Origin of the sequence: Cylindrospermopsis curvispora GIHE-G1 (assembly GCF_014489415.1) — a bacterium.
GTDB lineage: Bacteria > Cyanobacteriota > Cyanobacteriia > Cyanobacteriales > Nostocaceae > Raphidiopsis > Raphidiopsis curvispora_A.
In genome coordinates, this window is the sequence record NZ_CP060822.1 from 1826364 (window position 1) to 1839962 (window position 13599).

11 protein-coding genes are annotated in these 13599 nt (G+C 41.5%); 5 read left to right on the forward strand and 6 right to left on the reverse strand.

The annotated features are described in order from the left end of the window. Nucleotides 1–112: 112 nt before the first annotated feature. Both IAR63_RS08335 and IAR63_RS08340 read left to right on the forward strand, forming a co-directional pair. Nucleotides 113–643: a DUF5331 domain-containing protein gene (locus IAR63_RS08335; protein ID WP_096544196.1), complete on the forward strand. Its 531-nt coding sequence runs from the start codon at nucleotides 113–115 to the stop codon at nucleotides 641–643. 30 nt (nucleotides 644–673) lie between these two features. Next, complete coding sequence (locus tag IAR63_RS08340; RefSeq protein WP_096544198.1) at nucleotides 674–2077, forward strand: ferredoxin:protochlorophyllide reductase (ATP-dependent) subunit N; 1404 nt, start codon at nucleotides 674–676, stop codon at nucleotides 2075–2077. A gap of 257 nt (nucleotides 2078–2334) precedes the next feature. Here the strand turns inward: IAR63_RS08340 and IAR63_RS08345 are convergent, their stop codons facing one another. The 5 genes from IAR63_RS08345 to IAR63_RS08365 form a co-directional block, all read right to left on the reverse strand. Beyond that, the gene (locus tag IAR63_RS08345; RefSeq protein WP_235678385.1) at nucleotides 2335–3306 is read right to left on the reverse strand and encodes a Uma2 family endonuclease; all 972 of its coding nucleotides are present in this window, start codon (nucleotides 3304–3306) and stop codon (nucleotides 2335–2337) included. A 154-nt stretch (nucleotides 3307–3460) separates the two neighbouring features. Beyond that, a complete protein-coding gene (locus IAR63_RS08350; RefSeq protein ID WP_187707232.1) occupies nucleotides 3461–4783 on the reverse strand; it encodes a CO2 hydration protein in 1323 nt (440 codons plus the stop codon). Nucleotides 4784–4812: 29 nt separating this feature from the next. After that, a complete protein-coding gene (locus tag IAR63_RS08355) occupies nucleotides 4813–6330 on the reverse strand; it encodes an NADH-quinone oxidoreductase subunit M (protein WP_187707233.1) in 1518 nt (505 codons plus the stop codon). A gap of 43 nt (nucleotides 6331–6373) precedes the next feature. Then, nucleotides 6374–8233 (reverse strand): NAD(P)H-quinone oxidoreductase subunit F, encoded by a 1860-nt coding sequence (locus tag IAR63_RS08360; RefSeq protein ID WP_187707234.1) that lies wholly within the window; start codon nucleotides 8231–8233, stop codon nucleotides 6374–6376. A gap of 188 nt (nucleotides 8234–8421) precedes the next feature. Continuing rightward, nucleotides 8422–8643 carry a hypothetical protein gene (locus IAR63_RS08365; RefSeq protein WP_187707518.1) on the reverse strand — a complete coding sequence of 74 codons (222 nt, stop codon included), beginning with the start codon at nucleotides 8641–8643 and terminating at the stop codon, nucleotides 8422–8424. A gap of 75 nt (nucleotides 8644–8718) precedes the next feature. Here IAR63_RS08365 and IAR63_RS08370 point away from each other — a divergent pair, with 75 nt between their 5' ends. After that, nucleotides 8719–9108: a 6-pyruvoyl trahydropterin synthase family protein gene (locus IAR63_RS08370; RefSeq protein ID WP_187707235.1), complete on the forward strand. Its 390-nt coding sequence runs from the start codon at nucleotides 8719–8721 to the stop codon at nucleotides 9106–9108. Here the strand turns inward: IAR63_RS08370 and IAR63_RS08375 are convergent. Then, the gene (locus IAR63_RS08375; protein WP_235678386.1) at nucleotides 9077–10252 is read right to left on the reverse strand and encodes an AI-2E family transporter; all 1176 of its coding nucleotides are present in this window, start codon (nucleotides 10250–10252) and stop codon (nucleotides 9077–9079) included. The genes IAR63_RS08370 and IAR63_RS08375 overlap by 32 nt on opposite strands. A 727-nt stretch (nucleotides 10253–10979) precedes the next feature. Between IAR63_RS08375 and IAR63_RS08380 the strand changes: the two genes are divergently transcribed. Next, the gene (locus IAR63_RS08380; RefSeq protein WP_187707236.1) at nucleotides 10980–12380 is read left to right on the forward strand and encodes an LCP family protein; all 1401 of its coding nucleotides are present in this window, start codon (nucleotides 10980–10982) and stop codon (nucleotides 12378–12380) included. Nucleotides 12381–12435: 55 nt separating this feature from the next. Next, complete coding sequence (locus tag IAR63_RS08385) at nucleotides 12436–13599, forward strand: RNA-binding domain-containing protein (protein ID WP_057176915.1); 1164 nt, start codon at nucleotides 12436–12438, stop codon at nucleotides 13597–13599.

Consider the following 13599-nt stretch of genomic DNA (forward strand, 5'->3'; position numbering starts at 1 on the left):
ATCATGGTCAGTTGCTGTTATATTACACATAAAATACAGCAGTTCTTAAAAACCTGATTTTTCTGCTTGGTTTTTTCACCACACAATTTAGTTTTTACCGGATAAGGGAAATATGGCTTTCTTCGATAGTTTTACTGATGCAATTAAACAAAAGTGGTTACATTTTTTTGAGGTGAATCGCGAGTGGATTGTGGTGCAAATGGCTGCACAATCAATGTCTACCCCCGATGGAGGTAAACGTCCTTCTTCCTACCTGATCTTGGGCGTGGTCAATGCTCTGGAACCCAAACTTGCTCAGTTGATGTTTCCCTTTGCCAAGTTGAATCCTGACCCCGATATTTTAATTGAGGTTCTGGGATTAAATTTTGACCCCGATCTTGCTATTGCAGGTCAAGCACGTAATCTGGATGATGGGAAAGTATATTCCGATGCACCTAATATAAGTGGGGAAAATCCCTCCTTAGTCAATAGATCTCTAGGGTTGAATTTACCGGATGATGATTTCGATGATTTCAACCAATCCCATGAGACGGGTGAGTTGGTTTCTGACGTTTGGGGCGGGGATTCCTCTGGAAATGGGGAGGAACTACCTCCCAGGGTTTTTGATGGTTCGGAAATGGCCCGTCTCTTCCCCGAAAATTAAAGAAATATAAATAAAGGAGAGAAAACTTAAATGACAATGACTGCGGAAAATACTGCTTTAAGTTTTGAATGTGAGACCGGTAATTATCATACTTTTTGTCCCATTAGTTGTGTAGCTTGGTTATATCAGAAAATCGAGGATAGCTTCTTTTTGGTGATTGGCACTAAAACTTGTGGTTATTTTCTTCAAAATGCCATGGGTGTAATGATTTTTGCCGAACCCCGTTACGCAATGGCTGAATTGGAAGAAGGTGATATTTCTGCTCAGTTGAATGATTTTAATGAGTTAAAAAGATTGTGTGAACAAATTAAACGCGATCGCAATCCTAGTGTAATTGTGTGGATTGGCACTTGTACTACTGAAATCATCAAGATGGACTTGGAGGGATTAGCTCCCAAGTTGGAAGCGGAAATTGGTATTCCTATTGTGGTTGCTCGTGCGAACGGATTAGATTATGCTTTTACCCAAGGTGAGGATACGGTTTTAGCTGCTATGGCTAATCGTTGTCCTACTCAAACACCAGTAACTGAAACGGAAAAGAACGAACGGAATGCTATTCAAAAGTTACTGCATTTTGGGAAGAAAAAGGAAGAGGTAATTGAGGAAGAATCGGAATATGTGAACCATCCACCTTTGGTATTATTCGGTTCTTTACCAGATCCTGTGGTTACCCAATTAACCTTAGAATTGAAGAAACAGGGAATTAAGGTTTCTGGTTGGCTTCCTGCAAAGAGATTTACCGAGTTACCAGTGATTGAAGAGGGCTATTATGTTGCTGGTGTCAATCCCTTTTTAAGTAGGACTGCAACAACCTTAATGAGAAGGAGAAAATGTAAACTAATTAGTGCACCATTCCCCATTGGTCCGGATGGTACCCGTGCATGGGTGGAGAAGATCTGCTCAGTTTTTGGTATTACTCCCCAGGGTTTGGAAGCAAGGGAAGCACAAATTTGGGAAAATATAGAGGATTATGTGAAGTTGATTCGCGGTAAATCCGTATTTTTCATGGGTGATAACCTGTTAGAAATTTCCCTAGCTCGGTTCTTAGTTCGCTGTGGAATGACCGTACCAGAAATTGGCATCCCTTATATGGATAAACGTTACCAAGCAGCAGAACTATCCTTACTGGAAAAGACTTGTCAAGAAATGGGTGTTCCCCTACCTAAAATTATCGAGAAACCAGATAACTATAATCAAGTTCAGCGGATTTATGAATTAAAACCAGATTTAGTGATTACTGGGATGTCTCATGCTAATCCCCTGGAAGCAAGGGGGATTAATACTAAGTGGTCTGTGGAGTTTACCTTTGCACAGATTCATGGATTTGGCAATGCACGGGACATTTTGGAATTAGTCACCCGTCCTTTAAGGAGGAACAATAATTTGAAGGATTTGGGTTGGGATAAGCTGGTGCGAGAAGCAACTACAGCTTAAGTGGTTGACTCTAGGGTAGTTCCACAAGCTAGTCACGCCAACTGGTAATTCAGGGGAGGTTATGAGTATTCTGGTAAGACACATTGTGATTAATTAGTTTCCTTTCTAACTCGTGGGTCTTCCCATGAGTTAAGGAGGTTTTTTTGTGGGTGGAAAACACAACTGGCGATCTCCCATAGGGAGTGCTTCGCAATCGCTCTTTAGTCTAAACTCCAGTTTTTAAAAACCCCTAAGGGTATTCTAGTGCAGGTAATAGTTTATTCGAGTGCAGTAATATCAATACCCTTAGCTTTTAATTGTGATAGCAGGGTTTGATACTTTATTTGTTCCTGCTCTTTCAGAAATCTTTCTTGTTCTGCACGCTGATTTGCCTGTTCTGCACGTTGAGTTTCCTGCTCTTTAAGCAGTCTTTCATGTTCTGCACGTTGAGTTTCCTGCTCTTTGAGAAGTCTTTCATGTTCTGCACGCTGAGTTTCCTGCTCTTTCAGAAATCTTTCTTGTTCTTTAAGCAGTCTTTCATGTTCTGAACGTTGAGTTTCCTGCTCTTTGAGAAGTCTTTCACGTTCTGCACGTTGAGTTTCTTGTTCTGCATAATTACTCAATTCTACAGGACTAAGAAACCTACTCCCATCTGGATAATAGATGACTAATTCATCTCCCCTCATATCAAACCGTATATTCAATCTTGGACTTGTCCAAGTAGTAAAATTCTCAATTTCCTTAAATGAGTTATTTTCCCTAATGGATACTTCTAGACTAATACCATCTGGATCATACACATAATACTCCTCCACTCCATGTTCTAGATAAAAAAGCTTTTTTCTGTCCATCTCAGTATCACTATTACTGGGAGATAAAATTTCAAAAACCACCTGGGGAGGAATATTATTCTCTTCCCACTGTCGATAAGACCCCCGATATCCCTTGGGTCTACCAAACACTACCATGGTGTCAGGAGCTAGTTTAATTTTGTTACTACCCTTCACTGGATACCAAAATAAGTCCCCAGCCACAAACACATCCGCATTAGACTTAAATAGTATTTCTAAATTTTCCTTAATTTTGACGATCCATGTAAATTGTCTAGTGTTATCCGCCATAGGTTTGTGATCACTTTCTGGGTAGACAATTTCAGGTGCGATCGTCTCCCCAACCTGATTAATGTTAGATTTTATCACCCCTAGTTGAGTTTTTGGTGCAATTTGCCTCACCACGTCTATACCTCCCATTCACTTTGGTACTGACTCAATCGGTTTAATTTACTATAACATGGCTTGTGTAGGGGTGTTGAGTTTAATCAGCCTAACCTACAATATGACAAAACTAGTCGGTTCTAAACGACTTGAGCTTTGAGACCGGGAATTGATTCCCAGTCTTTTAATTTCATCTGTAGTTTGGACTCTGAATGCTTCGCAATTTAGCTGCATCTCGCATTCCATAGTCGGCACGGGTAAAACGGTTTAGTTGGGATTCAAAGAAGTCTCGATTTGCCTGCAAGTGACGAGGGTTAGTGTCATCTAGTGGATATAAAAGAGCAGTTCTCAATGCTTGAATTACCGCAGATGTGACATTGTACATGGAACGCTGGAAGGTAATTCCCAACTGAATCAACATGTCATCCTCACCTCGACAATGTTGTTTATAGTAGTCCACCAAGTAGGGGGGGAGGAAATGCAGCATATCCTGCATCAGCAACGTGGGGGGAATACCCGCAGTTCCCACGGGGAACACATCAGCATAGAGAATACCATAGTGGAAATCTTTTTGGTCATTTGGTACTTGTCCAGCTTGAGCATTATATGATTTTGTTCCTCTGAATGGTGCAGTGCGGTAAAACACAGCTTCCACATAGGGTAGAGCTGCTTCGTATAACCAAGTGAAACCTTTAGATTTGGGGATAACTTCATAACATTTACCATCAACGTAAACATGATGATAAATGGGACGACCCGCAATGGCAAAAATACCATTTATGAGGAAATTCATGGCATCGGGAACACCGGAGAAACCCCCTTCATCATAAATATCTGACATTTCAAAAAATACAGGTGCCATTACTTCCCAGAACAGTCCTAAGTTGGCATAATAAGACATCATGCGACACTGTTCTAAAAACATGTCTGGGAACAGTTTATAAAGTGCCAACATGAGGGGGTTTTTCCGAAAGTAGGCTTTGATGGCTTGGTCAGCATTAGCTTTATATTCTTCCGAGTCTAAATAGGCATCAAATTGGTTTACGGGAGCATACATTTTACGATGCCAAAGCATGGCTTGCATACAAGCTTCCGCAAATTCCATGTTGATTCTGTCATGGAATAAATGGTGGAATATTTTGGGCATTTTCCCGGTTTCACCCTTTTCCATAAATGCCAAAAGTTCCGGATGTGCTGTCGCTTCACCTCGCCAAATTCTTAAATCCGCATCATCTCCTGCATAATGATTATGTAAGTCTAAATATTCTTGGGGTAGGAAGTATTTAAAAGCAGGAAGGGGATTTAAAAACACCCTTTCACCAATGTATAGTAAATCTCTCCAATAAAAATCCATTGGCACAGCGTATGCTTTATAAATGCCAATGATTTGCATGAGATTTTCCGGTGTATCTGGTAGCATGGAACCACCAGCTTCTAACCGATGAATGATATCCGCAAATTCATGGGTTGATGGTGGTAGTTTGCTGGTGGGTTTGGGAACTGTTTGTACCATATTGGTTAATTGAGTTTTTTAACTGGGTTTTAATTGGGTTTTAGCTGATTTGTTTCTACTTGGGAAATAATGATTTGCCCAGTTGTAGGAATAGCAGCTACCATTGCAGAAGTTGTAGTTTCACTCCAACGCACTAACCAAGTTGGTTGCACTCCTAGAAAGATAATTAGTCCAGCTAGTACTAGAGCGGGTATTTTTTCTGCCCACATTACTCTAGGATAATAGGCTAAGTCATTGTTAAGTCTACCGAAACAGGTACGGTTGAGTAGAATTACAAAGTAAACTGCTGTTAAACCAGAGGATGCGACACACAATAGTGTGGGTATGGGGAAGGTGGAAAAACTCCCTTGGAAAACAATAAATTCTGCAATAAATCCTGTTAACCCAGGAATACCAGCGCTGGCCATACCCCCTAGAACAAGTAAAGCACTGACAATGGGTAATCCCCGAATTGGACTCATCAAACCATTCAGTTTATCTAGTTCTCTAGTACCAACTTTGGCTTCTATAATTCCTACTAAATGGAAGAGAATGGCTAAGATTAGACCATGACTAAACATTTGTGCTACTGCACCCACTAAAGCTAGTTTAGTTCCAGCAGCAGCTGCAAGCAAAATATAACCCATGTGACCGATGGAACTATAAGCTACCATCCGCTTGATATCTTTTTGAGAAATGGCTACTACTGCTCCATAAATGGCGCTAATAGCTCCCCATATTGCTAATGTGGGTGCTACCACATTCCATGCTTGGGGAAATAAGCCAAATCCAAATCTTAACAGTCCGTAGGTTCCCAATTTGGCTAGGATTCCACCCAGTAAAATGGCAATGGGAGCAGATGCTTCCACATAAGCATCTGGTAACCAGGTGTGAAAGGGTATTAGGGGGATTTTAATGCCAAAACCTAAAATTATGCCTGCTAATAAAACTAGCTGCATGGTTGAGGAAAGGTTTTGAGTATTCACACCATCTAGGGCAAAACTGTGGGAACCACTTAACCACACTATTCCCAAGAATGTGGCTAAAATCAATGCTCCTGATACTGCTGTGTAAATCAGGAATTTCATGCCAGCATAAGCCCGTTTGTTACCCCCCCATATAGAAATTAATAGGTAAAAGGGAATTAGTTCCAGTTCGTAGAACAGGAAGAACAGTAAAAGGTTTTGGGCGAGGAATGCACCAGCAACACCACCGGAAATTAATAAAACCAAGGCGTAGAAAAGCTTAGGACGTTCGGTATTTTCGCTGCTGCTATAGATTGCAATCCAGGTTAACAAGCTGTTCAATATCAACATGAGGATTGATAGTCCATCAGCACCCAGTTGATAAGCTAGACCCAAGGTTTCATTCCAAGGTAGATATTCTGAAAACTGCATTCCCGGATTGGTGATGTCGAATTTCAGCAGGATAAATGCGTTCCATAGCAGAACTAGAAACGCAATAGTTAAGGATATGAGTCGAATCCTATTTTTGGGGATGACTGTATCCGGTAATATACCGATAATGGCAGCACCAATTATGGGTAACCAAATTAAAACGCTCAACATAGTTTAATGATGGGTAAAATATGAGAATGGGTCATCCGGGTTTTTAAAAAACTAGATTCATAAATTGAACACTCCAAAAAGGCCAGGTTGCCCAAGCTCCTAAAACAGCAACACCTACTAAGACAGTGAAGGCATAAAATTGGGTTTGTCCACTGTTGCTATATTTCAAACTTTCTCCTCCTAAAAGAGAGAATAAACCCACGAAATTCACTATTCCATCCACAACAAACCTATCCACAATGTCAGCTAGTTTAGAAAGCTGGGCTACCCCAAAAATGATGGTAACTTTATAGAGTTTGGGGGTGTAAAAGTCATAAGCCAAGAGGTTTTGTAGGCCTTTCCACGGTAAGGTAATTGGTTTGGGAATATTACCCAAGTAAATGACAGCACTAATACTGACACCAAAAATGCTAGACCAAATTAACAGTAGTGCCACGTCTTTTTGTAATGTGGTCCAACTGGGTAGTAAGGATAAACTTTCCAAGACGATTGGTACATGCAAGACAAAGCCAAATAGTATCATCATGGGTAGAACCATCAACCAAATGGCTTCTGGTGACCTTTCACTCATTTGTTTGGGTTTGCCACCAAATATTAAACTAAATTCCCTGGTTAAACTAAAAGCTGTTAGGGCGTTCACTGCAATAATAATTCCCACTAACCAAGGGTGATTTGCCCATATCCCATCCACTAATTTCAGGAGGGCCCAAAAACTCCCCAGGGGAGGAAAAGCTATTAAACCTAAAGTCCCCACAATGAATGCCAAACCAGAAATTGGACGACGTGACCATAAACCCCCCAGTTGGGTTACATCCTGGGTAATGCTATTCCAAATTATTCCCCCCGTACTCATTACTAACAATGCTGCGGATAAGGCATGGGTCAGCACTAGTAGTAAAGCGGCTTCATTTTGTTGAGTGCCTACCGCAATAAAAACTAGTCCCATATAGGCGCTAACTGAGTAGGACAGACAACGTTTAATGTCAATTTGAGCGATCGCAATTAGGGAACCACCCACTGCTGTAACTGCACCGATGGCAATCATGGTGGTGGAAGCTATTGGTGATAAGCTAAATACGGGTTGGAGTTTGATTAGGACCCAAGCTCCACTGGCAACTACTACGGAGTTCCGGAGTATGGTACTGGGAATAGGTCCTTCCATAGCTTCGTCTAACCATAGGTGAAGGGGGAACTGAGCGCATTTACCCATGGGTCCAGCGATTAGAGCTAAACAAACTAAGGTGATAATGGTGGGGTCTACTTTAGCTGTCTGTGCCCAGGTGGCTAGATCTTGGTAATCCCAAGTTCCTGCTAATGTCCATAGTCCTAGAACTCCCATCAACAGGAATAGGTCACCTACCCGTTTGGTTAAGAAAGCATCTCTCGCACCAGTTACCACCAGGGGTTGACTAAACCATAAACCTACTAATAGGTAGGTTCCCAAGGTGAGGATTTCCAAAACTACGTAACTGAAGAATAGGTTATTACATAGGGCTAGTGCACATAACCCGGCTTCAAAAAATCCTAACAGGGAGTAAAAGCGTCCCCATCCCCAGTCCATTTCCATATAGCCCACAGCATAAACCTGGGCAAGAAAGTTTAATCCGGTGATTACAACTAGGGCACCAACCGTAATTGAAGATAGTTCCAGATTAATGGTTAGGTTTAACCCAGCGGTAGATAGCCATGGAATGAAGACTTCTTTAGCTGGATGGTTCCAAGTGGCTGTAAAAGCAATTGCTGAATGTAAAAAGGCCAAAAATGTTGTTATTAAATTGACATAACCAGCTGGTCTTGGTCCTGTTCGTCTAATTATCCCCGGAGACCAGGGTAATGCTAAAAGACCACCTAATAAAGCATAGCCAGGAACCAACCAAACGGTTTCTAGCAAGTATTGGGACATGTATTTAACCTCTATATTTACCGATGGTATTATTTTTAAAGGGCAAAAAGGCATTGATCCCTGATTACCTCACACTAAAAACAATACGAGTTTATCTTTTGTTATGGTTAGATTCAGTTTACCGTTATGTTTGTCAAAAAGGAATTACCTGAGTAGATCAATATGCGATATCTTATGTAACTTATTTCTTATAGCCCTATACATTGGTTTATCAAATGATAAACATTGATTTTTACCTGGGATTGTGCCAGAAGTATTTTCATTTCACTAGTTATTGGCATTATTAATTGACTGATGGGAGCAGGTTTCATATCCCGGTAGTCCAAAATCTGGACTACAATTAAATAAGCTATAGCTAAAAGGATAGAGACTGCACCTGTAACAATTGCGATAATTTTTGATCTACTCATACATTTGTTTGTTCGTTTAGTTGGAATTTGCATATAATGTTTATGATATATATCATAAACAAGGAAGCCAAATCAATGCCCAGATGGAAATTATCCACGGAATTTACATTTGACAGTGCCCACTACATCAAGGATTATAATGGACCCTGTGGGAGAATGCACGGTCACACTTATAGGGTGAAAATTGAGGTCACATCATCACAACTCCATAGCTCAGAATACTGTCCCCATTCGGTTATGGTGGCTGATTTTAAAAGTTTACGCTGGGCTAAAAAGGATGTTACCCAGGGAGGTTTAGATCACTGTGTACTGAATGATGTTTTGCCACCTGAGTATGAAACAACGGCGGAAATGATTGCTAAATACATTTATGATGAAACTAAAAGACGCTTACCAACGGGTGTGAAACTCAAGGTAGCAGTGTCGGAAACACCTAATTCTTGGGCTGAATATGAGGATGATTAACCAAGGTGGTTATGGGTAAGTTATTTTCTACAGGTGCTAAATCTTGCTCACCTGTCTCATCCAATTGGTGATTTGTCTGGTCAATCACCATAGGAGAACGAATCACCCCAATAACAGTTTTGATTACTACCGCACAGGGAACAGCAACAATTACCCCTAACAAACCTCCTACTCTAGCTCCGGTAAGCACTGAAATCAATACCCACACAGGATTTAATCCCGTAAAGTTACCTAGAATACGTGGAGCCAGGATGTTTTCCAGAATCTGTTGAACTATCACAGCTGCTGCTAATACCCTCACCCCCATGGAAATATCCTGGAGGGAAACTAATAGGGTTGTGATGGCAATACCTACGGAACCACCAAAGGGAATTAATGCCATAATCCCGATGGTTAAACCAAATAACAGTCCATAGGGGACTTTTAACCACAAAAATGAGGGAATTAGGGCCGAGGCCATACATGTGGATAAAATCAGTTGGGTGATGAAAAAGTTCTGGAAGCTCAACCTGACGGTTCGAGAAAATGGTTCCCGAAATTTACTAGGCAACCATTCCACTAAGCTTTGCCAAAGTTCATCCCCATGTTGCAACAGATAAAAGGTTAAAACCATAGTTAGCAGAAAGTCTAATAGACTGGTCACAGTCACCACGGCTAAGTTTAAAACCTGGGCGGTAATTGCCTGTAGTTGACTCTTGACACGATCATTGATTTGCACCACAATGGCATCAAGATTGATTGGCAACCCCATCATCTCCGCTTTCTCATTTAAGATCATTAATTGCGATCGCCCGGAATCTATCCATTCTGGTAAGCGGTTCACTAATTGTCTAGCCTGGGTCAAAGCTAAGGGAAATAGGGTCACACCCAATGCTAGGAGAATTGATAAGGCTATCAAGAATACTAGGATGGCCACTTGTTCCCTTCTAGCACCCTGTTTTTCCATCCAGGTAAGTGGATAGTTAAGCAAAAATGCCAGCACTGAAGCTCCTACTAAAATTACTATCAATGAGTGGAAATAATTGAAAATTGAGGACAACGCCCAACCATTGATCACCAATAGGGGAGCAAATAGGGCGATCGCCCCGATGCGGGACAATGGTGTAAATCTTTGCCACCATTCTAGTAGCTTTCTCGTGTGCATTTTGGGTTGATTGGGGTAAAAATGAGGATGACCGGAGACAAGTTAAACAGATTAGGAAAAACCTATGACTTAAAAACCATTATTCAAAAATAAGTGGGGAGGCAAAATTATTTCTAGGATGGGTTGAGGAACGAAACCCATGCGGGCGTTGGGTTTCATACTTCAACCCATCCTACGTTCATCTTATATTTAATTCCACTCACCCACTTATGGTGGTAAGTAACTATCATAGTCGATTTGCCGTATCCTTGACAATTCCAGGTGGTTCAACTGCCAACCCCTCGCTTTTACCTATTAACCCCTTCTATAGCCTAAATAAAGCTATATCTAACTAAGAAACTAAGAATTTACCTAAAGTAAGTAGGGAGGCACAATTATTTGTAGGATGGGTCGAGTAAGGAGACCCGTGGCGTTGGGTTTCATACTTCAACCCAACCTACGTCCATCTAAAGATTGGATTTATTAAGAAACTTAATAGGTTATACTCTCGTCAATATAATCAAATTGCATTGATTACTGTGGGGCCACCATCAACCTTTCCGGATTGCTCATAAATCCGGAGAATGGCATGAAAGTTCTTTTTAGTAATCAAGACCGCCAGTTATGTTTTGGGTTTCTGGTAAATCCCTGTGTCTTTAGACCGGGGGTCATATCAAGTAGAAGTTAATATATTTAATAACATAAAGAAAAAAGGTACATTGTTTTATCCATGAGTGTGAGGAAATCTGTGAGTAGTCAAAGAACATCAGCAGCGGGTAACAAACCAGTCAGAAGTAAATCCAGAAATAAAAACCCCAGGAGGTCAAAATCCGGGCGCTGGTTATTATTTGTGATAGGAATGGGGGGAATTGCAGTGCTATCGGGGTTAGCTGGAGCCCTATTAGCTGTTTCTGATAGCACCCCCTTACAGCAAGCCAACCTCACCCCAGAGCAGGCTTCGGTTTTTGCCAGAAATCCCATTTCTGGTAATGGTTGGCAATTTTCTCAATTAACTCGCCCTGTGAATATTTTGGTCATGGGTATGAGTGTACTACCCCCCGATATCCAAAACCCACCTGACCACACCAAGAATTTGGGTTATTTACCCCAAGTTAATTCCTTTGACGGTCTTTCAGATGTGATGCTCCTGCTCAAATTTGATCCCCAGACCAAAAAAATTGTCATGCTTTCTATTCCAAGGGATACCCGGGCCGAAATTGAAGGGGTTGGCACAAAAAAGCTTAACTCTGCCAATGTGAATGGTGGACCGGCATTAACCGCTCAAGCTATTAGTAATCTTTTAGGTGGAGTGGCAATTGATCGTTATATCCGAATTAATGTTTTAGGGGTAGGCAAATTAATTGATGCTTTGGGTGGGATAACAGTTTATGTCCCCAAAGATATGAAGTACCAGGATGACTCCCAACATTTATATATTAATTTAAAAGCAGGTAAGCAACATCTTAGTGGTGACCAAGCACTACAATTATTGCGATTTCGCCATGACGCTTTAGGTGATATTGGCAGAATTCAACGGCAACAAATGGTACTGAGGGCGCTTTTTGAGCAAAGTGTGAATGGTGCAACCCTGGCCAGATTTCCACAGATTTTAGAAACTATTAGGGAGCATATTGACACTAATCTGTCTATTGAAGAGTTAATAGCCCTGCTGGGTTTTGGCACGGGAACAAATAGGTCTAATATAGAAATGTTGATGCTTCCTGGTAGATTTAGTGAAAACGGTAGATATGGTGCAAGTTACTGGATACCGGATCAACAGGCCATTGAAAAACTAGCGGTGAAAAACTTTGGTTTGGGAGCATCATGGATGGATACCCAGGAAACCATTGACCCTTCCAGATTACGCATTGCTATTCAAGATAGCACGGGAGAAGGACAATCGGTTAGGGGTCTAATTAATACTTTACAACAAGCTGGATATGTGAATGTTAGTCGCGTTTCTCGTGGTGCGGGGGAACCGCTGGAAACAACCCATATTGTGGCCCAACAGGGTGATAGTAACAGTGCGGAGTCTGTTCGTCAGGTTTTGGGTTTTGGTGAGGTACGGGTAGAAAGCACTGGTGATATTGGTTCTGACATTACTATTCAAGTGGGGAGGGATTGGTTGCGAAAGTCACAGGAATTTTAGGGCGATTGCGAAGCACTCCCTACTGGAGATGATTAATACTGAGGGACTTTACTAAATGACTGACTATAGAGAAGAAATCATATCTGGAGAATCGGAAGAACTGGAATTTAAACGCTCCACCTCTCTACTAAAAGAAGCCACCCAGACTCTATGTGCTTTTGCTAATCACAAAGGCGGCGTACTGTACTTTGGTATATCCGATGACGGAACCGTGGTTGGACAGATGGTAAGTAATGACACATTAAAAAACATTGCTAATACCATTAAGCTCAACACAGATCCCAAATTGTATCCCCAAGTGGAAAAAGTGGAGATTGAAGGCAAATCTTGTATTCGGGTATGCATTGAGCAGAGCCCATTAAAACCCCATGTTGCCTATGGTAGACCCTATATCCGGATTGGCCCCACCACCCAGCAGTTGGATCAGGAGCAGTACCGAATCCTGCTTCAGCAAAGAACCAACGGTTATGGCTTTGATTTCCAGCCTTGTCCTGGTGCCACTTTAGCAGATATAGATGAAACAAGCGTGCAAAGGTTCATGGAAACAGCCAATGTTGTGCGTGACTTCAATCAGAATCTCTACCTACCAGTTGATCAGGTTATGGAAAAGCTGGATCTAGTCAAGAATGGCATAGTTAGCAATGCAGCAGTGCTTCTTTTTGGAAAAAACCCCGCCCGCTTCTTTTTGACCCATTATGAGGTCAAGGTTGCAAGTTTTCCTACAGATACGGGTTATGATGAGATGACAAATAATCATGAGTACACAGGTAATTTACTCGATACCTTTGGCAAGTCCATGGATTTCCTTTTGGGTAGCATAAGGAAATCCTATGGGAAGGGCGAACAACAAGGTGTTGAAATTCTTGAATTCCCCAGGTTGATGCTGCGGGAGGCGTTGGTCAATCTGATCGCCCACCGAGATTACCGTATGGATGTTAAATCCACCATCGAAGTCAGACCCTCGTTTATTCTTTTCTACAACCCTGCTCAACTGTTTACGCCTACTATTACTATTGACGCTCTCAAGCGGCACCATCCATCCAGACCTGGTAATAAATTAATCGCCAGAGTGTTTTATATGATGGGTTTGTTTGAGAACTGGGGTGGGGGCACACTCAAGATTATTGAAAGTGCTAGAGAAAGCACGGGTATAGACCCAGAGTTTGCCTTTGAAAATGGCATGTTTTCCTTGAAGATTTATCGAAAACCAGCCAGCTGA